The 19084-nt window shown below is 73.2% G+C and carries 13 protein-coding genes; 7 read left to right on the top strand and 6 right to left on the bottom strand.

Translation table 11 applies throughout. The features are described 5' to 3' along the window. Positions 1-17: 17 nt before the first annotated feature. The 5 genes from treS to E4P43_RS10560 all read left to right on the top strand — a co-directional run bounded on the left by treS (position 18) and on the right by E4P43_RS10560 (position 9039). On the top strand, positions 18-1838 hold the full coding sequence (gene treS, locus E4P43_RS10535) for a maltose alpha-D-glucosyltransferase (protein ID WP_135145404.1): 1821 nt from the start codon (positions 18-20) through the stop codon (positions 1836-1838). Then, complete coding sequence (locus E4P43_RS10540) at positions 1835-3202, top strand: hypothetical protein (protein WP_135145405.1); 1368 nt, start codon at positions 1835-1837, stop codon at positions 3200-3202. Before treS ends, E4P43_RS10540 begins: the two co-directional genes overlap by 4 nt. A gap of 51 nt (positions 3203-3253) precedes the next feature. Beyond that, positions 3254-6148, top strand: a complete 2895-nt coding sequence (glgB, locus tag E4P43_RS10550) for a 1,4-alpha-glucan branching protein GlgB (protein WP_209313829.1) — start codon at positions 3254-3256, stop codon at positions 6146-6148. Between the two features lie 94 nt (positions 6149-6242). Beyond that, complete coding sequence (locus E4P43_RS10555; RefSeq protein WP_245159067.1) at positions 6243-7625, top strand: hypothetical protein; 1383 nt, start codon at positions 6243-6245, stop codon at positions 7623-7625. Positions 7626-7665: 40 nt separating this feature from the next. Beyond that, positions 7666-9039 carry a hypothetical protein gene (locus tag E4P43_RS10560; protein ID WP_135145406.1) on the top strand — a complete coding sequence of 458 codons (1374 nt, stop codon included), beginning with the start codon at positions 7666-7668 and terminating at the stop codon, positions 9037-9039. A gap of 1 nt (position 9040) precedes the next feature. Here E4P43_RS10560 and E4P43_RS10565 read toward each other — a convergent pair whose 3' ends face one another. The 5 genes from E4P43_RS10565 to E4P43_RS10585 all read right to left on the bottom strand — a co-directional run bounded on the left by E4P43_RS10565 (position 9041) and on the right by E4P43_RS10585 (position 15510). Further along, a complete protein-coding gene (locus tag E4P43_RS10565; RefSeq protein WP_209313830.1) occupies positions 9041-10003 on the bottom strand; it encodes a tetratricopeptide repeat protein in 963 nt (320 codons plus the stop codon). 52 nt (positions 10004-10055) lie between these two features. Beyond that, positions 10056-12791 (bottom strand): penicillin acylase family protein, encoded by a 2736-nt coding sequence (locus E4P43_RS10570; RefSeq protein ID WP_135145407.1) that lies wholly within the window; start codon positions 12789-12791, stop codon positions 10056-10058. A gap of 78 nt (positions 12792-12869) precedes the next feature. Further along, the gene (locus tag E4P43_RS10575; RefSeq protein ID WP_135145408.1) at positions 12870-13238 is read right to left on the bottom strand and encodes a VOC family protein; all 369 of its coding nucleotides are present in this window, start codon (positions 13236-13238) and stop codon (positions 12870-12872) included. Positions 13239-13263: 25 nt separating this feature from the next. After that, positions 13264-14943, bottom strand: coding sequence for a methylmalonyl-CoA mutase family protein (locus tag E4P43_RS10580; protein WP_135145409.1), 1680 nt, complete (start codon positions 14941-14943; stop codon positions 13264-13266). Positions 14944-14982: 39 nt separating this feature from the next. After that, positions 14983-15510 carry a MarR family transcriptional regulator gene (locus E4P43_RS10585; protein ID WP_135145410.1) on the bottom strand — a complete coding sequence of 176 codons (528 nt, stop codon included), beginning with the start codon at positions 15508-15510 and terminating at the stop codon, positions 14983-14985. Between the two features lie 184 nt (positions 15511-15694). On the opposite strand from E4P43_RS10585, the gene E4P43_RS10590 reads away from it, so the two are divergent. Together E4P43_RS10590 and E4P43_RS10595 are read left to right on the top strand one after the other, a co-directional pair. Further along, a complete protein-coding gene (locus tag E4P43_RS10590) occupies positions 15695-16585 on the top strand; it encodes a DUF559 domain-containing protein (RefSeq protein ID WP_135145411.1) in 891 nt (296 codons plus the stop codon). Between the two features lie 388 nt (positions 16586-16973). Then, positions 16974-17465 (top strand): C40 family peptidase, encoded by a 492-nt coding sequence (locus tag E4P43_RS10595; RefSeq protein ID WP_135145412.1) that lies wholly within the window; start codon positions 16974-16976, stop codon positions 17463-17465. A gap of 16 nt (positions 17466-17481) precedes the next feature. Here the strand turns inward: E4P43_RS10595 and E4P43_RS10600 are convergent, their stop codons facing one another. After that, the gene (locus E4P43_RS10600) at positions 17482-18963 is read right to left on the bottom strand and encodes an NAD(P)/FAD-dependent oxidoreductase (protein ID WP_135145413.1); all 1482 of its coding nucleotides are present in this window, start codon (positions 18961-18963) and stop codon (positions 17482-17484) included. Between the last annotated feature and the right edge of the window lie 121 nt (positions 18964-19084).

Consider the following 19084-nt stretch of genomic DNA (forward strand, 5'->3'; position numbering starts at 1 on the left):
ACGAGGCATACGCGTCGATGACCGTTCCCGTCCCCGACTCCCCTGCCGCCCGCTCCGCTCTCCCGCCGCCCGGTACGGACCCCGAGTGGTACAAGCGCGCCGTCTTCTACGAGGTGCTGGTCCGCGGCTTCGCCGACAGCAACGCCGACGGCGTCGGCGACCTGCGGGGCATGATCGACAAGCTCGACTACCTCCAGTGGCTGGGCGTCGACTGCCTCTGGCTGCCGCCGTTCTTCGCCTCGCCCCTGCGCGACGGCGGCTACGACGTCAGCGACTACACCGCGGTCCTGCCGGAGTTCGGCAACATCGAGGACTTCCACGAGTTCCTCGACGCGGCCCACGCGCGCGGCATGCGCGTGATCATCGACTTCGTCATGAACCACACCTCGGACCAGCACCCCTGGTTCCAGGCCAGCCGCAGCGACCCCGACGGCCCGTACGGCGACTTCTACGTGTGGGCCGACGACGACACCGGCTACGCCGACGCGCGGATCATCTTCGTCGACACCGAGAGCTCGAACTGGACGTTCGACCCGGTGCGCAAGCAGTACTTCTGGCACCGGTTCTTCTCCCACCAGCCCGACCTCAACTTCGAGAACCCGAAGGTGCGCGAGGCGATCATCGACGCGCTGCGGTTCTGGCTGGACCTCGGCGTCGACGGCTTCCGGCTCGACGCCGTGCCCTACCTGTTCGAGGAGGAGGGCACCAACGGCGAGAACCTGCCGCGCACCCACGAGTTCCTCAAGCACGTCCGCAAGGTCGTGGACGAGAACTACACCGACAAGGTGCTGCTCTGCGAGGCCAACCAGTGGCCCGCCGACGTCGTCGAGTACTTCGGCGAGAACGGCGACGAGTGCCAGATGGCCTTCCACTTCCCGGTCATGCCGCGCCTGTTCATGGCGGTGCGGCGGGAGCAGCGGTTCCCGATCTCGGAGATCATGGCGCAGACGCCGGACATCCCCGACAACTGCCAGTGGGGCGTCTTCCTCCGCAACCACGACGAGCTGACGCTCGAGATGGTCACCGACGAGGAACGCGACTACATGTGGGCCGAGTACGCCAAGGACCCCCGCATGAAGGCCAACATCGGCATCCGCCGGCGGCTGGCCCCGCTGCTGGACAACGACATCAACACCCTCGAGCTGTTCAACGCCCTGCTGCTGTCGCTGCCGGGGTCGCCGGTCCTGTACTACGGCGACGAGATCGGCATGGGCGACAACATCTGGCTCGGTGACCGCGACGGCGTCCGCACCCCGATGCAGTGGACCCCGGACCGCAACGGCGGCTTCTCCAGCGCCGACCCGCAGCGGATGTACCTGCCGCTGAACGCCGACCCGGTCTACGGCTACCAGGTCACCAACGTCGAGTCGCAGCTGCGCAACACCAACTCGCTGCTGCAGTGGGTGCGCCGGATGATCCAGGTGCGCGGCCAGCACCCGACGTTCGGCCTGGGCAGCTACGCCGAGATCGGCTCGCGCAACCCCACCGTGCTCTCCTTCGTCCGCGAGTTCGGCGACGACGTCGTCCTCTGCGTGAACAACCTGTCGCGCTTCCCGCAGCCGGTCGAGCTGGACCTGCGCCGGTTCGAGGGCTACACCCCGGTCGAGCTGACCGGGCGGGTCGAGTTCCCGCAGATCGGCGTCCTGCCGTACATGCTCACCCTCGCCGGGCACGGCTTCTACTGGTTCGAGCTGCAGAAGCCCACCGAGCCGGCCGCCGACGAGACCGAGGACTGGACCAGCGCGACGTCCAGCGCCGTGGCCGAGAACCTGCTGGCCGCCGGTGTGGTCAGCGACGCCGACGAGACCCCGACCGACGAGTCCGGAGGCAACCGATGAAGGCGCTCACCGACCTGTTCCGCGAGTGGATCCCGCAGCAGCGGTGGTTCGGCGGCAAGGGCCGCGAGTGGGCCGACGTGACCGAGGACGGCTTCTTCCTCGACCGGGGCAACCCGGTGCTGTCGGTCCACCGCGTGCGGATCGAGTACACCGACGGCGTCCGGGAGACCTACCTGGTGCCGCTGTCCTGGCGCGACCACCCGGCCGAGGACCTGGAGTCGGCGTTCGTCGGGGCCGTGTCCAACGAGGGGCGCGAGTCCTTCGCCTACGACGCGATGCGCGACCGCGAGTCGACCGCGCCCTGGCTGATCCACCTGAGCCAGGGGTCCACCGTCGGTCCGATGCGCTTCTCCCCCGCCGGGGAGGGCCACATCCCCGAGGGGCTGCCGGGCGACATCGTCTCCACCGAGCAGAGCAACACCTCGCTGGTGTACGGCCAGGAGGCGATCCTCAAGCTCTTCCGGCGGCTGGAGCCCGGGCTCAACCCCGACGTGGAGATCCACAGCGCCCTGCGCCGCGTGGAGAACGAGCACATCGCCCCGCTGCTGGGGCACATCGAGATCGACGACGCCGGCGGCGGCGAGCCCGCCACCGTGGCGATGCTGCAGACCTTCGTCCCCAACGCCAGCGACGGCTGGCGCCTGGCGACCGCGAGCGTCCGCGACCTCTACGCCGAGGGTGACCTGCACGCCGACGAGGTCGGCGGTGACTTCGCCGCCGACAGCGAGCGGCTGGGCGCCGCGACGGCGTCGGTGCACGCGGACATGGCGGAGGTGCTCCCCACCGAGGAGGCCTCGCCCGACTGGTACGCCACGCTCGCCCGGCAGATGACCGAACGGCTCGACGCCGCCATCGAGGTCGTGCCGCAGCTCGAGGAGCACGCCGAGGGGCTGCGCGCGGTCTACGCCGCCGTCGCCGACAGCCAGGAGCGGGTGGTCCGCCAGCGGGTGCACGGCGACCTCCACCTGGGCCAGGTGCTGCGCACCGCGACCGGCTGGATCATCCTCGACTTCGAGGGCGAGCCGGCCCGCCCGCTGGCCGACCGCCGGGAGCTGGACAGCCCGCTGCGCGACGTCGCCGGCATGCTGCGCAGCTTCGACTACGCCGCCCGCCACATGCTGGTCGAGCAGCCCGACGACCCGCAGCGCGCCTACCGCGCCCAGGAGTGGGCGGCCCGCAACCGCACGGCGTTCTGCACCGGCTACTCGGAGGCCAGCGGCCTGGACCCTTGCGGTGAGTCACCACTCCTTCGGGCGTTCGAGGCCGACAAGGCGGTTTACGAGTGCGTCTACGAGGCACGGAACAGACCGCACTGGCTCATGATCCCGCTCCAGTCGCTGTCCAGGATCGCCCACCGCGACTGAGCACCGCACCCACGGACAGAGCAGACCAGAACTGACGAGGACGGCGAGACGATGACGACCGACGACCGAGGCGAGAGCCCCGTGCAGAGCAAGGACGATCTGCAGCGCGCCGTGGAGCAGAAGGTCGCGCAGGCCGAGGCGGCAGCGGGGAGCGAGCCGCCGGTGAACGCCGCTCCCGCGACCCGCAAGCGGGCCACGAAGAAGGCGACCGCCGAGGGCGGGACACCGGCGAAGAAGGCGGCGGCCAAGAAGGCCCCCGCCGCCAAGAAGGCCGCGCCGGCGAAGAAGGCCGCTGCCGCGAAGGCGACGTCGGCCACGCGGGCCACCGCGAAGAAGGCCGCCGCCGCCCCCACCGCGACCGAGGCCACCCCCGAGCCCGGCAGCGACGACACCGAGATCACCGCCAACCCGGTGGTCGCCCCCGCGCCGATCGCCGAGCCCGGCGACGGCACGGGTGCTCCCGCCGGCCAGCCGGTGGCGCCGGACCCCGACCCGGCCGAGCCCGACAACCCCCAGGCGCCGGAGGACGCCGGCGGTCCCCCCGCCGGCACCGCCGACGCCAGCACCGCCCCGGGGGCCGCCGAACCGGCGGCCCCCGTCCGCGAGGTCACCCAGGAGCCGGCTGCCCCCGAGGCCACCACCCCATCCGGTGGCACCACGGCCGGCGCCGGCGAGGACGCCGCGATCGAGGAGTTCTCCGAGGAGGACCTGCGGGCGATCGTCGACGGCTGGTCCCGCGACCCGCACCGGGTGCTCGGGGCGCACCGCACGGCCGAGGGCTGGGCGGTCCGCACGCTCCGCCCCGACGCCGTCTCCGTGGCCGTCGTCGACGAGGACGGCAGCCGGTACGAGATGCGGGAGCTGCTCGCCGGGGCCATCTACGAGGCCGCGCTCCCCCACCAGCCCGGTGACTACCGGATCGAGGTCGTCTACGGCGACGGCGAGGGCGGCACCACGACGCACACCGTCGACGACCCCTTCCGCTGGCTGCCCACCCTCGGGCCGCTGGACGAGCACCTGATCCGTGAAGGCCGGCACGAGCGGCTGTGGGAGGTGCTCGGCGCCCACGTCCGCCGCTACGAGACGCCCCGCGGCACGGTCGAAGGCGTCTCCTTCGCCGTGTGGGCGCCCAGCGCGCAGGGCGTCAAGGTCACCGGCGACTTCGACTACTGGGAGGCACGCGCCTACCCGATGCGGCACCTCGGCTCCTCCGGCGTCTGGGAGATCTTCATCCCGGGCGCCCAGGCCGGCACCCGCTACCGGTACCACGTGCTCGGGGCCGACGGCACCTGGCGCGAGAAGTCCGACCCGATGGCCTTCGCCACCGAGGTCCCCCCGCTGAACGCCTCGATCGTCACCGAGTCCACCTACGAGTGGGAAGACGACGAGTGGCTGGCGCAGCGGGCCGAGGCCGGCTGGCACGAGCGCCCGATGAGCGTCTACGAGGTGCACGCCGGCTCCTGGCGGCAGGGGCTGTCCTACCGCGAGCTCGCCGACGAGCTCGTCGAGTACGTGAAGGACGCCGGCTTCACCCACATCGAGTTCATGCCCCTGGCCGAGCACCCCTTCGGTGGCTCCTGGGGCTACCAGGTCACCTCGTACTACGCGCCGACCTCGCGCTTCGGCAGCCCGGACGACCTGCGGTACCTGATCGACCGCGCCCACCGGGCCGGCATCGGCGTCATCGTCGACTGGGTCCCGGCGCACTTCCCCAAGGACGAGTGGGCGCTGGCCCGCTTCGACGGCACGCCGCTCTACGAGCACGGCGACCCGCGCCGGGGCGAGCAGCTGGACTGGGGCACCTACGTCTTCGACTTCGGCCGCTCCGAGGTCCGCAACTTCCTCGTGGCCAACGCCCTCTACTGGGCCAAGGAGTTCCACGTCGACGGCATCCGCGTGGACGCCGTGGCCTCGATGCTCTACCTGGACTACTCGCGCTCCGAGTGGCTGCCCAACAAGTACGGCGGCCGGGAGAACCTCGAGGCGGTGGCCTTCCTCCAGGAGTTCAACGCCACCGTCTACCGCGAGGTCCCCGGCATCATGACGATCGCCGAGGAGTCGACGGCGTGGCCCGGCGTCACGCGACCGACGCACCTCGGCGGCCTGGGCTTCGGCTTCAAGTGGAACATGGGCTGGATGCACGACTCGCTGGCCTACGTCGAGCGGGAGCCGGTCTACCGCAGCTACCACCACGGCCAGCTGACGTTCTCGATGCACTACGCCTACGCCGAGAACTACGTGCTGCCCATCAGCCACGACGAGGTCGTCTACGGCAAGGGCTCGCTGCTGCGGAAGATGCCGGGTGACCGGTGGCAGCAGCTGGCCAACCTGCGGGCCTACCTGGCCTACATGTGGGCCCACCCCGGCAAGCAGCTGCTGTTCATGGGCTCGGAGTTCGCCCAGGACTCCGAGTGGGCGGAGAGCCGCTCCCTGGACTGGTGGCACCTGGACGACCCCGCCCACCGCGGTGTCCTGCAGCTGGTCACCGACCTGAACACGCGCTACAAGGAGTACGACGCGCTCTGGTCGCTGGACGTCGACCCGTCCGGCTTCCAGTGGATCGACGCCAACGACGCCTCGGGCAACGTGCTGTCGTTCCTGCGCTACGGCAAGGCCCCGGCGGCCCCGGCGCTGCCCGCCGCCGAGGGGGACGCCCAGGTCGAGGACGGCGGGGGTGTCGACGGCGAGGTCGTCGCCCCGGCGGGTGCCGCCCTGGCCTGCGTCGTGAACTTCTCCGGCGCCCCGCACCACGAGTACCGGATCGGCCTGCCCCGGCCCGGCCAGTGGCGCGAGGTGCTCAACACCGACGCGGAGGGCTACGGCGGCTCCGGCGTCGGCAACTTCGGCGGGGTGGAGGCCGTGGCCGAGCCGTGGCACGGCCAGCCGTACTCGGCCACCATCTCCGCTCCCCCGCTGGGCACCGTCTGGTTCCTGCACGAGGGCTGAGGCCGCACCTCCGCTTCCTCTCGGCCTCCGGTCATCCCGCGACGCGGGGTGACCGGAGGTGGTCCCCGCCGTGAGGACCGGGCATGCTGACGCCATGACCCTGCGCCGGGCCGCACCGCTCGCTCTCGCCGTGGTGCTGGTGAGCGGGTGCGCCGTCGACGTCGTGACCGGGCAGGCGTCCCCCGCCTCGGACCCGTCGATGGACGTCTCCGAGGAGGAGTTCCCCGTCACCGGGGCCAGCGACGACCCGATCGACCAGGTCGCCCGCAACGCGCTGGCGGACCTGGAGACCTTCTGGCAGCAGGCCTACCCGGAGTACTTCGGCGAGGAGTACCGGCCGCTGGCTGGCGGCTACTTCTCCGTCGACTCCGACGACCTCGACGAGAGCCTCTACCCCGAGACCGGCATCGGCTGCGACGAGCAGCCCACCGAGCCCGACGAGGTGGCCGGCAACGCCTTCTACGACCCGGTGTGCGACGTCGTCGCCTACGACCGCGCACTGCTGCAGGAGCTCTCCGACGACTACGGGCGCTTCCTGGTGCCGGTGGTCATGGCGCACGAGTTCGGCCACGCGATGCAGGGTCGGTTCGGCTTCGCCAGCCGGAGCATCCTCGACGAGACGCAGGCCGACTGCCTCGCCGGCGCCTGGACGCGCTGGGTGGCCGACGGCAACGCCGAGCACGTCTCGCTGCGGGAGCCCGAGCTCGACGACGTCATCCGCGGGTTCCTGCTGCTGCGCGACGACGTCGGCACCGACCCCGACGACGACGCCGCGCACGGCTCCTTCTTCGACCGGGTGTCGGCGTTCTACGACGGGTTCGAGTCGGGGATGGCGACCTGCCGCGACGCCTTCGGGGAGGACCGGCTGCTCACCGCCGCGCCCTTCGAGCGGGCGGACCTGGCCGAGCAGGGGAACGCCGACTTCGCGAGCATCGTGGAGTGGGTCGGGGCGACGCTGCCGGCCTTCTACGGCGGGGTGTTCCCCGACGTGTTCGGCGGTGAGTTCGAGGCGCCGGCCGTCGAGGGCTTCGAGGAGGTCGCCCCCGACTGCGCCGGTCTCGACGACCGCGACCTCGGCTACTGCGCCGACGACCGGACCGTGTACGTGGACGAGACCGACCTGGCCATCCCCGCCTACGACGAGATCGGCGACTTCGCGCTGGCCACCGCCGTGTCGCTGCCCTACGCCCTGGCGGTCCGGGACCAGGCCGGGCTGTCGGTGGACGACGCCGCCGCCACCCGGTCGGCCGTCTGCCTGACCGGCTGGTACGAGGCGCAGTGGTACGCCGACGCCTTCGCCGACGTCGTGGGCGCCCAGATCAGCCCCGGGGACATCGACGAGGCCGTCCAGTTCCTCCTGCAGTACGGCGTCGACGACCGCGTCTTCCCGAACGTGGACGCCTCCGGCTTCGAGCTGGTCGGCGCCTTCCGCAGCGGCTTCCTCCAGGGCGCGGAGGGCTGCGACCTCGGCGGGTGAGCCACGTTTGCGGCGACCCCGCCGGGGCGATGGAGCACCCATGACCCGGCCGCGCCTGCTGTCCGTCGTCGCCGGCCTGCTGGTCTGCGGCCTCACCAGCGGGTGCGGGGTCGTGGTGGTCGGCGCCCCCAGCCCCGACCGCCCGGCGCCGGTCGGCGCCCCGCCCGAGGAGGTCACGGTCACCGGTGCCACCGACGGGCCGGTGGACGTCCTCGCGCGGAACGCGCTCGCCGACCTCCAGACCTTCTGGTCCGAGGAGTTCCCCGACGTGTTCGGCCCGCCGTTCCAGCCGCTGGAGGGCGGCTACTTCAGCGTCGACCCGGGCGACGTCGCACCGGGCGACTTCCCCCAGGGCGTGGGCTGCGGCAGCGACCCCCGCGAGGCGGAGAACAACGCGTTCTACTGCCAGTTCCCGGACGCCCCGAGCTCCGACTCCATCACCTACGACCGGGCGTTCCTCGGCGAGCTCGCCGACAGCTACGGCCGGTTCCTGCCCGCCCTGGTCATGGCGCACGAGTTCGGGCACGCGGTGCAGGCGCGGGTCGGCGCCCCGGGCGCCTCCATCGCCACCGAGACCCAGGCCGACTGCTACGCCGGCGCATGGAGCGCGTGGGTCGCCGAGGGCGAGGCGGAGCACTCCCAGCTGCGGGAGAGCGAGCTCGACGACCTGCTGCGCGGCTACTTCCTGCTGCGCGACCCGGTGGGCACGAGCCCGGCCGAGCAGTCGGCGCACGGCTCCTACTTCGACCGGGTCTCCGCGTTCCAGGAGGGGTTCGACGACGGCCCGACGGCCTGCCGGGACCGGTTCGGCCGCGACCGGGTCTTCACCCAGGGCACCTTCCGCGACGAGGACCTGCTCACCCAGGGCAACGCCCCCTACGACGAGCTGGTGGAGCTGGTCAGCGGTGCCCTGCCCGCCTTCTGGGACCGCGCCTTCACCGAGGTGTTCGACGAGGACTTCGACGCCCCGCCGATCGAGCCCTTCACCGGCTCCGCCCCGGAGTGCGCGCCCTCGGACCGCGCGCTGGTCTACTGCGCCGACGGCAACGTGGTCGGGTACGACGAGAGCCTCACCGAGGAGGCCTACGAGCTCGGCGACTACGCGGTCGCGACCGCCATCGCCGTCCCCTACGCCCTCGGTGCGCGCGACCAGCTCGGGCTGGACCCGGCCGACCCCGACGCGATCCGCTCCGCCGTCTGCCTGACCGGCTGGTTCAGCGCCCAGCTCTTCGACCGCGAGATCCCCGACGTGCTCATCTCACCGGGGGACCTGGACGAGAGCGTGCTGTTCCTGCTGACCTACGGCGTCGAGGAGGACGTCCTCGGTGCCGCCGAGCTGTCGGGCTTCCAGCTCGTCGACGTCTTCCGCGGCGGGTTCGTCGAGGGCGCCCGCGCGTGCGACGTCGGGGTCTGACTCAGAACAGGGCGGCCATCAGCGCACGGCGGGCCGTGCCGACCCGCGGGTCCTGGTCGCCCACGACGGCGAACAGCTCCACCAGGTGCTGGCGCGCGCGGTCGCGGTCCTCGCCCGCCGTGCGGCGCACCACCTCGAGGAGCCGGTCGAAGGCGGCCTCGATGTTGCCGGTGCCGAGCAGGAAGTCCGCCGCCCGGGTCTGGGCGGCGACGTCGTCCGGAGCGGCGTCGGCGGCGGCCAGCGCGTCCGGACCGGCCTCCTCCGCGCGGCGGAACAGCTGCACCTGGCGCAGCGCGATGCCGGCGTCGGGGTGGTCGGGCTCCTCGGCCAGGATCGCCTGGTAGGCGGCCTCGGCGGCGGCGAGGTCGCCGCGCTCCAGGGCGGCCTCGGCGGCGTCTAGCCGGGGGTCCTCGACCTCCTGGGCGCCGGCCCCGCCGGGGACCGCGCCGCCGGTCGTCGCCTGCACCAGCTCGGCCACGAACTGGCGGGCCTGCTCCTCGGGGATGGCGCCGGTGAACTCGGCGACGAGCTGCCCCTGCCACACCGCCTTGACCGCGGGGATGCCCTGCACCCGCAGCGCCTGGGCCAGCGCCGGGTTGGCCTCCACGTCGACCTTCGCGAGCACCCAGGAGCCACCGCCCTCGACGGCGAGCCGCTCCAGCACCGGCGAGAGCTGCTTGCAGGGTCCGCACCACTCGGCCCACAGGTCGAGCACCACCGGCACCTGGAAGGACCGGTCGAGCACCTCGGCCTGGAACGTCGCCTCGGTGACGTCGACGACGGCACCGCCCGGCGCCCCGGCCGGGGCGGAGGCGCTCGGCGGGGGCGCGGCCTGGGCACGCGCCGCGGCGTCGGAGCGCGCCTTCACGGCGGCCAGGTCGACCGCGCCGGCCATGGCGGCGGCCATCTGCGCCTGCTGCGCCTGCGCGCGCGGGTCGGGACGTCCGGGGCGGGTGGGCTGCATGACCTCGATCATCCCATCCCGGACGGCACCGCCGTACCCGGCTCCGGACGGCTCACCTGCCACCGGTGAAGTTGACGACCTGCTGGAACGTCGGGCGGTTCTGCCAGTCGATGTCGCGGACCCCCACCACGCCGGTCGCCTTCGCCCTGATGTCGTCGAGGTGCTTGTCGTAGGTCAGCTCGCCGACCGAGGAGACGCCCTGCTCGGCCAGCACCCGGTCGACCGTCGCCCGCAGCGACGCGCGCAGGTCCTCCTGGCAGGCCACGGTGTCCCCACCGCCGCAGTAGGAGCGGGACCAGTCGCCGTCCCCACCGAGGTCCTCCACCACGTAGCCGTACCAGGACACGTTGTTCCAGGCCGAGCCCAGGCCCTGCCGCGGGTGGTCGTCCAGCCGCTGCGGGAGCGCGGTGACCAGGTCGCCCAGCGTGCCGCGCAGCAGCTCGTGCGCCACCGACGTCACCGCGCCGTCCTCCCCGGAGGACTCCCACCACGCGTCGAAGAGGGCGACCGCGGCCTGGTCCTCGTAGGCGCCGTCCCGGTCGCCGTCGAGCCGGTGGGCGCCCCGCTCCTGCCAGTCGCGCAGCAGCGCGGTGGCCTCGGCGAGCTGCGGGTCCTCGCCGACCGTGTCGAGCAGCGCGGGCAGCGTGTAGAAGGCCCGCGAGTCGACCGTGGCGGCGTCCTGGACGGCGGCGACCAGGTCCGGCGTCGTCACCCCGCCGGCACCGGTGAGCGCGGCCATCCGGTCCGACAGCGCCAGGCTCCGGTGCACCGGTCCCCAGCCCCAGCCGTCGTCGGCAGCCGCCCAGCCGGGCGCGGGCTTGTTGTTCCACGACACCAGGTAGCCCGAGGGTGGGTTGACCTGCTGCGGGTGGTCCTCCGGCGCCAGCCAGCCCTGCCACTCCCACTCCGCGCCGGCCCACCGGGGCAGGTGCGGGTCGGTCCCCTCGGCACGGACCGGCAGCCGGCCCGAGGAGTAGTAGGCGATGTCGCGGTCGTCGGCGTAGAACCAGTTGAAGGTGTAGTCGATCGCCGCGGCGGCCTCCTGGAAGGAGCCCGCGTCCCGGACGTACTCGGGGTTGCCGAAGCGCTCGAAGCCGATGACGGAGTCGAGCTCCTGGCGGTAGGTGCTGCGCTGGGTCACGACCGCCACCGGCTTCCCGCCGGCGGTGGTGCGCAGCTGCACGATGCCGTGCTCGGTCCGCAGCACGTGGAAGCGGAGCACCTGCGGTGCCCCGACGCCGCCCAGCGTCGGCAGCGCCTTCTCCTCGTGCACGCGGCTGTCCATCGGCACGCAGCGCCCGTCGTCGAGATAGCCCTCGGACTCCACGGTCGCCGTCCCGCCGGCCGGGTCGCACAGCGGCACGACGACGGTGTCCACGTTGTCGCTGTTGGCGCTGGTGGCCGACCACGCGTAGTCGACGCCGCGCCCCAGCTGGACGACGAGGTTCGTGCCGGCGAAGGAGACACCCCGGGCGCGGATGCCGGGCGCGACCACCGCCTGCTCGGTGAGCAGCTGCGGGGCGTAGTAGGCGGTCTGCGGGCCGAACACCGCGACCGGGTGGCCGTCGGCGGTGTGCTCGGCCGAGACGAGCGCGGCGTTGCTCATGCCGTCACCGACCTCGGCGAGGTCGAGCGTGCCGAACGGGCCGGTGATGCGCATGGGGGCCGGGGCCAGCCGGCCGGAGAGCGAGCCGAGCGAGGGCGCCGGGATGCCGCCCCCGCCGGCGTCGTCGCCGGTGCCGGGAGCGGTCGGGCCGTCCAGGTCGGGCAGGGCGACGCCGGGCTTCGCCGGGTCGACCGGGCCGCCGCCGTAGGGAGCCGGCTCGGAGGAGGTCGTCGGGGCGTGGGCGTCGTCGGCGGAGCGCAGGTCGTCGAAGATCCGGCGCCCCTCCTCGGGACCGAACTGCTGCTCGAGCTGCTTGAGCCAGCGGGCGTTGGCGTACTCGGCCCCGCCGCCCTTGCCGAAGATGCCGCCGACGAGCGAGGCGATGTAGACGACGTCGGCGCGGTCCCAGGGCTGCGGCAGCCGCTGCAGCGCCGCGTACTCCACCGGGCACGCGGGGCCGAGCACCAGGCCGGGGCACAGCTCCTGCTGCGCGGCGTTGATTCCGGCGATGAAGGCGTCGGCCGCCGCGAGCAGCCGCTCCCCCTCCTCGCCGTAGCGGGCGGCGACCTCCTCGACCTGGGCCGCCGCCTCCTCCTCGGTGTAGTACGCGGTGCGCAGCTGCTCCTGGTCCATCGCGATGTTCTCCGCGCTCGGGCCGAGGAACTCCGCCGCCCGGGCGGCGCCGACGTGCCGCAGCACGTCCATGAGGAACATCCGGTCCGTCGTGCCGGCGTAGCCGGAGGCCCAGGCGGCGTCCTCGCGGGTCTCCGCCTCGATGTAGGGGACGCCGAACTCGTCGCGGCGGATCACCACGCCGTCCTTGGGGCGGTCGATGCTCACCGCCTCGTCGTCGGTGAGCGTGAGCGGCGCGTCCTTGTAGTAGTCGCCGAGCGACTCCTCGGTCAGCGCGCCGAGGTCGGCGTGGTTGAGGGCGTCGTACATCTCCAGCTGGTCGGCGAAGTTCTCCGGCGCGTTCCGGCCGTCGACCGCCTGCCGGCCGAGCGGGTCGCCCAGGACGGCGCCGGCCGCGCCCGGCAGCGTCATCCCCCCGGACTGGCCCGGGGGGAGGACGTTGCGCACCCCGGGGTACTCCCCCGGCTGCTCGGCGGGCGTGGCCGTCGCGGGCAACGCGCCCGCCGCCACGACCGCTCCTGCTGCCAGCACGATCGCGATGCGTCGCACAGCGGACCTCCGGATGCCGGGGATGTTGCTGTGTGAACGACGACACACCTATCGGGTTACGGCTCCGCTCGGGGTCGGTCAGCCCTCGGCCCAGACGCCGAGCTCGTTGCCGGCCGGGTCGCGGAAGTGGAACCGGCGTCCGCCGGGGAACGGGTAGGGGCCCTGGACCACCTCGCCGCCGGCCGCCCGCACCGCGGCGAGGGTCCGGTCGAGGTCGGTGGCGAAGAGCAGCACGAGCGGCCCACCCGGGCGCGGCCCCGCGGCGTCGAGCAGCAGCCCGCCCGCCTCCCGCTCGCCGCCCGGGGTGCGGAAGCCCGCGTACTCGGGGCCGTAGCCGGTGAAGACCCAGCCGAAGGCCTGCTCGTAGAAGCGCTGGGTCACCTCGATGTCGGGCACCGTCAGCTCGACGTAGTCGATCGCGTGGTCCTGCCCCTGGGATCCGGTCATGCCGGCATGGTGCAGGTCGGGGGTGTCAGAAACGAGCGGGCTCGGTGTAGGTGCCCCACTCGGCGCGCAGCGCGTCGCAGATCTCGCCCAGGGACGCCTCCGCCCGGACGGCGTCGAGCATCGCCGGGACCATGTTCTCCCCGGTGCGCGCCACCTCGACCATCCGGGCGACGGCGGCCCGCGCGGCGGCGTCGTCCCGGGCGCTCCTTCGCTGGGCCAGCTCGGCCTTCTGGTCGAGCTCCACCTGGTGGCTGACCCGAAGGATCTCCAGCTTGTCGTGCGCGTCGACCGAGCCGGTGAGCGTGTTCACGCCGACGACCTTCTTGTCGCCCTTCTCCAGGGCCCGCTGGTAGACGAACGCGGCCTCGGCGATCTCGCCGGTGAACCAGCCGTCCTCGATGCCGCGCAGGATGCCGGCGGTGATGGTGCCGTCGCTGCCCATGTCGCGGATGCGGGCGAAGATCTCCTCCGCCTGCCGCTCGATGTCGTCGGTGAGCGCCTCGACGTACCAGCTGCCGCCGAGCGGGTCGGCGACGTTCATGACCCCGGTCTCCTCGGCGATCACCTGCTGGGTGCGCAGGGCGATCTGCGCCGCCTTGGCGCTGGGCAGCGCGAGGACCTCGTCCAGGGCGTTGGTGTGCAGCGACTGGGTGCCGCCGAGCACGGCCGAGAGCGCCTCCACCGCCGTCCGGACGATGTTGTTGTCCGGCTGCTGGGCGGTCAGGCTGACCCCGGCGGTCTGGGTGTGGAAGCGCAGCTGCTGCGCCTTCTCCGTCCGGGCGCCGTAGACATCGCGCAGCCAGCGCGCCCAGATGCGGCGGGCGGCGCGGAACTTCGCGATCTCCTCGAAGAAGTCGATGTGCGCGTCGAAGAAGAAGCTCAGGCCGGGCGCGAACTGCTCGATGTCGAGGCCGCGCGAGAGGCCCAGCTCCACGTAAGCGAAGCCGTCGGCCAGCGTGTAGGCCAGCTCCTGCGCGGCGGTCGAGCCGGCCTCGCGGATGTGGTAGCCGGAGACGCTGATCGGCTTGTACGCCGGGATGTGCTCGGCGCAGTACTCCATGAGGTCGCCGATCAGGCGCAGGTGCGGCTCGGGGGCGAAGAGCCACTCCTTCTGCGCGATGTACTCCTTGAAGATGTCGGTCTGCAGCGTGCCGTTGAGCCTGCCGATGTCGGCTCCCTGGCGCTCGGCGGCCACGAGGTACATGCAGAACACCGGGACGGCCGGACCGCTGATCGTCATCGACGTCGTGGTGCCCTCGAGGTCGATGCCGTCGAAGAGCACGTCCATGTCGGCGGCGGTGTCGATTGCGACGCCGCAGTGCCCGACCTCGCCGAGGGCGCGCGGGTCGTCGGAGTCCCGGCCCATGAGGGTGGGCATGTCGAACGCGACGCTCAGGCCGCCGCCGCCCTCGGCCAGGATCATCTTGTAGCGCTCGTTGGTCTGCTTCGCGTTGCCGAAGCCGGCGAACTGGCGGATGGTCCACGCCCGCCCGCGGTAGCCGGTGGCGTGCAGCCCGCGGGTGAAGGGGAACTCGCCCGGATAGCCGATCCGCTCGAAGTTCTCGACGCTCGACTCGTCCGCCGGCCCGTAGACCGGGGCCACCTCGACGCCCGACAGCGTCGTGAAGTCGGCGTCGCGCACCCGCCCCGAGGCGGGCGCCGCGTCGTACCGCTGCTGCCACCGCTGTCGGGCGTCCTGGGTCATGCCGAGATAGTAGGACGTCCAACTATCATGTGTCGACGGTCACGACGGCGTGTTCCCCTCCGGCGGGGCGACGTCGCCGGCGCCGAGCCGGACCCGCCGCAGCGTCTCGAACAGCGCCTCGTGGTCGGCCTGCCCGAGCTCGGCCAGCCCGAAGTCCAGCTCGGTCAGCGCGCGGGTGCCCTCCTCCACGACGGCGCGGCCCCGGTCGGTGATCGCCGCCAGGACCCCGCGCCCGTCCGCCGGGTTCGGGCGCCGGTCCACGTAGCCCGCGGCCACCAGCCGGTCGATGGCGTTGGTGACGCTGGTCGGGTGCACCATCAGCCGGCTGCCGATGACCTTGAGCGGCAGCTCGCCGAGCCGGCTGAAGGTGAGGAGGACGAGCACCTCGTAGCGGGCGAAGGTGAGTCCCAGCGGGCGGAGCACCTCGTCGAAGCGGGCCAGCAGGATTTGCTGCACCCGGAAGACCGACGTCGCCGCGCGCATGGCCGACGACGGGCCGAAGTGCTTCTCCCACGTCTCCCCGGCGCGCTCGATCGGGTCGAAGGGCAGCCCCAGCGGTCGGACCATGCCGCGGACGCTACCGGGCACCCCCGCCGTGTCGGCCCGAGCGCGCGCGTGCGCCTGCGAGCGCCCAACCCCCCGCGGATTCCTGCTCGGCTGCGCAAGCGCGCGGGATGCCAGCGGGCTCGGCCGGAGCCGGCCTGTGGACAGCCAACCCGCCGGGTTCGCTGGACGCGGCACAGTCCCTCCCGTGCCCCGCACGCCGACCAGACCCGCCGCCCTGCGCGGCCGCGTCTTCCGCGGCTCGGAGCAGGTGCGGGCCGGCCGCATCACCAAGGGTCAGCTGCGAAGCGCCGCCTGGCAGCGGGTGTTCCCCGACGTCTACGCCTGCGCATCGATCCCGCTCGACCACGCCTGGCGGGCGCGGGCAGCGGCCCACCTGGCGGTGCCGGGGGCCGTCGTCAGCGGACGCAGCGCCGCGGTGCTGTGGGGCGTCGACCTGGCAGGACCGGAGGACGACGTCGAGTGCACCGTGCCGCTCGAGTGCCGCGGCGGTGCGGTCCGGGGCATCCGGGTGACCCGCCGGACCCTCCTCGGCGACGACGTGACACGACACCTCGGCGTGCCGGTCACCACCCCTCTCCCGGCCGCGCTCGACCTCGCGCGGATCGAGCCCGGCGACGAGGCGGTGGTCGCGGTCGACCAGTTCCTGCGCGCCGGGCTGGTCACCCTTCCCGGGCTGCGGACAGCGGCCGGCACCCTCGTCGGTCCGGGATGCCGACAGGTGCGCCGGGCCGTGGAACGCGCCGACGGCCTCGCGGAGTCACCCCAGGAGACGCGGCTGCGGCTGCTCCTGCACGCCTCCCGGCTCCCTCGCCCCGTGGCGCAGCACACCGTCCTGGATGCGGACGGCCGGTTCGTCGCGCGGGTGGACTTCGCCTGGCCCGAGGCGAAGGTGGCCGTCGAGTACGAAGGGGTCTGGCACGGCCGGCCGCAGCAGGTCGCCCGTGACCGTCGCCGCCTCAACGCACTGACGGCGGCCGGCTGGACGGTCGTCTTCGTCACGGCGGCCGACCTGCACGATCGCGCGGCACTCATCGGGCGCCTCGCCTCGGCCCTCGGACTGCCCGGATACGCATGAGCGTCGTCACCCGCGCCGGTATTCGCGCCCCCGCACGTCACCGGATCGCGCGGACGGTCATCTGATGTGACGCACGCCATCCGGATCCCGTATTCCCAGGCTCCGCGCGGGCCAGGGCGATATGTCGACACCTCGACTCCCCGACATGGCGACCGCTGGGTTGTGACCCGGGAGCTGCCTTCCTACGGTGGAGGAGCCGGCCGGGTGGTCGTCGCCCGACGAGGGTGGCCCCGGGATCCGGTACCGCCGCAGCCCCGGTGCGGTGCGCCCCGCAGAGCGGGCCCGCCCGGTGAGCGAGCACATCGCACGCACCCAGCCCTTCGCGCCGAGGTGCGCCGCGCCGTGCCCGCGACCGCCCGCGGCGGGCGAACGGAAGGAGAGCCACCAGATGGTGACCACTCGCCCGACCCTGCGACGTCTCGGCGCCGGCCTGTTCACCGGTGCCGCCGCCACCCTGACCCTCACGCTGTCCCCGGTGACGGCGTCCGCGGCCGAGCCCACGCCGGCCGCCACCTCGGCCCCGGCGCCGACCCCCGCCGCGCAGGCCGCGATCGACGACGCCCGCGCCCAGGTCGGCAAGGCCTACGCCTACGGCGGCAACGGCCCCGACGCCTACGACTGCTCGGGCCTGACCGCCCACGCCTACCGCGCCGCGGGCATCGAGCTGCCTCGCCGGAGCGCCGACCAGGCGACCGTCGGCACGCCCGTCGCCCGCGCCGACCTGCAGCCCGGCGACCTGGTGTTCTACTACGACCCGATCAGCCACGTCGGCATCTACGTCGGCGACGGCCAGATCGTCCACGCCGGCACCGAGGCCACGGGCGTGGAGTACACGAGCGTCGACATGGCCGGCTACAACACCGCCCGCCGCATCGCCTGACGCGGCCGCCGGCGCCCTACGCCGGGGGCGCCGGCCGCAGCGGCGGCACGTGCCGCAGGCCGAAGACGTCGCGCAGCGCCGTCCGCGCGGCGAGGTCCCCGCACATCCCGTGGACGGCCGGCCCCGGCGGGGTCGCCGCCGATGCCATGTACACGCCCTTCACGGGTGTGCGGTACGTGTTCCACCGCGGCACCGGTCGCGCCAGCATCTGCCGCAGCGTCGCCTGGCCGTTGGAGATGTCCCCGCCGAGGTAGCTGGGGTTCCACTGCTCCATCTGGACGGCGTTCTTCGTGTGCCGCTCGAGGACGGTGTCCTTGAAGCCGGGCGCGAACCGCTCGATCTGGTCCTCGATCGGTCCCGTCATGTCGACGTCGGCGCCGTGCGGCACGTGCACGTAGGCCCAGAAGATGTGCCCGCCGTCCGGCGCCCGCGTCGGGTCGGGGACGGTCGGCTGCACGGCGAGGACGTACGGCTTGTCGGTGAGCCGGCCCTGGTTGGGCGCCCGCTCGCCGGCGATCGTCTCCTCCAGGTCCCCGGCGACGTGGATGGTGCCCGCGCGGCGCACCTCCGGGTTCGCCCAAGGCACGGGGTCGGAGAGGATCCAGTCGATCTTGAAGACGCCGGCGCCGTGCTTGTACCGGCCCACCCAGCGGCGGTAGCCCTCGTTGAGCCGGTCCCCCGCCATCGTCACGAAGTCCTCGGGCGTGGTGTCCAGCAGGACGGCGGGCACGCCGTCGAACTCGCGCAGGTCGGTGACCCGGTGACCGGTCACGACCTCGCCGCCCTGCTGCTCCAGCGCCGTCACCATCGAGTCGGCGAGCTTCTGCGACCCGCCCTCGATCAGCGGCCAGCCCGCGTGGTGCGACAGCATCGCCAGCAGCATCCCCAGCGCCGAGGTCAGCGGCTGGCTGAGGTCGAGCATGCCGTGGGCCGCGGCACCGCCCAGCAGCGCCCGCGCCTCCTGCGTCTCGAAGTACCGGTGCGACAGCCACGACACGTTCGGCAGCCCGGTGAGGGCGAACTTCGTGACCTGCGGGACGCTCCGCGTGGGCAGCGAGCGCAGGCGGCTGGAGAGGAAGAAGTCGATGACGTCGGTGCCGTGCTCGACCAGCGGCTCGAACAGCCGCCGGTAGGCGGCGGCGTCCGCGCCCAGCCCGTCCGCCGTCTGCTCCAGCGACCGGAACGACAGCGCCGCTCCCCCGCCGTCGAGCGGGTGGGCGAAGTTGACCTCCGGGTGCACGAACCGCACCCCGCGGCTCTCGGGGTCGAACTCCCGGAAGAACGGCGCGGCGGCGGCCATCGGCTGCACCGTGGAGCAGACGTCGTGGTGGAACCCGGGCCGGATCAGCTCCTCGGTGCGCATCCCGCCACCGGGCTTGTCCCCCGCGTCCACGACCTGCACCCGCAGCCCCGCCGCGGACAGCCGCAGCGCGGCGGCCAGCCCGTTGGGGCCCGCCCCGACCACGACGGCATCCGGTCGTCCCGACGTCCCGCTCATCCGCCGATCCTCACACGCCCGCACGCCCGGCGCGCACGCTGTGTCGGCTGGGAGCGGTGGGCCGGACGGTGCGCCCGCGGGTGCGCGATGGCCCGATCCGGCACCTGCCGGTCCTACCCTC

The organism is Blastococcus sp. TF02A-35 (genome assembly GCF_004571075.1).
GTDB lineage: Bacteria > Actinomycetota > Actinomycetes > Mycobacteriales > Geodermatophilaceae > Blastococcus.

What these genes read in the sequence shown, in the direction of transcription:
- E4P43_RS10560 (WP_135145406.1), top strand. Translation starts at nt 7,666, where the DNA reads ATGACCCGGCCGCGCCTGCTGTCCGTCGTCGCCGGCCTGCTGGTCTGC.
- E4P43_RS10585 (WP_135145410.1), bottom strand. Translation starts at nt 15,510, where the DNA reads ATGGTCCGACCGCTGGGGCTGCCCTTCGACCCGATCGAGCGCGCCGGG.
- E4P43_RS10600 (WP_135145413.1), bottom strand. Translation starts at nt 18,963, where the DNA reads ATGAGCGGGACGTCGGGACGACCGGATGCCGTCGTGGTCGGGGCGGGC.
- treS (WP_135145404.1), top strand. Translation starts at nt 18, where the DNA reads ATGACCGTTCCCGTCCCCGACTCCCCTGCCGCCCGCTCCGCTCTCCCG.
- E4P43_RS10565 (WP_209313830.1), bottom strand. Translation starts at nt 10,003, where the DNA reads ATGCAGCCCACCCGCCCCGGACGTCCCGACCCGCGCGCGCAGGCGCAG.
- E4P43_RS10540 (WP_135145405.1), top strand. Translation starts at nt 1,835, where the DNA reads ATGAAGGCGCTCACCGACCTGTTCCGCGAGTGGATCCCGCAGCAGCGG.
- E4P43_RS10595 (WP_135145412.1), top strand. Translation starts at nt 16,974, where the DNA reads ATGGTGACCACTCGCCCGACCCTGCGACGTCTCGGCGCCGGCCTGTTC.
- glgB (WP_209313829.1), top strand. Translation starts at nt 3,254, where the DNA reads ATGACGACCGACGACCGAGGCGAGAGCCCCGTGCAGAGCAAGGACGAT.
- E4P43_RS10555 (WP_245159067.1), top strand. Translation starts at nt 6,243, where the DNA reads ATGACCCTGCGCCGGGCCGCACCGCTCGCTCTCGCCGTGGTGCTGGTG.
- E4P43_RS10575 (WP_135145408.1), bottom strand. Translation starts at nt 13,238, where the DNA reads ATGACCGGATCCCAGGGGCAGGACCACGCGATCGACTACGTCGAGCTG.
- E4P43_RS10580 (WP_135145409.1), bottom strand. Translation starts at nt 14,943, where the DNA reads ATGACCCAGGACGCCCGACAGCGGTGGCAGCAGCGGTACGACGCGGCG.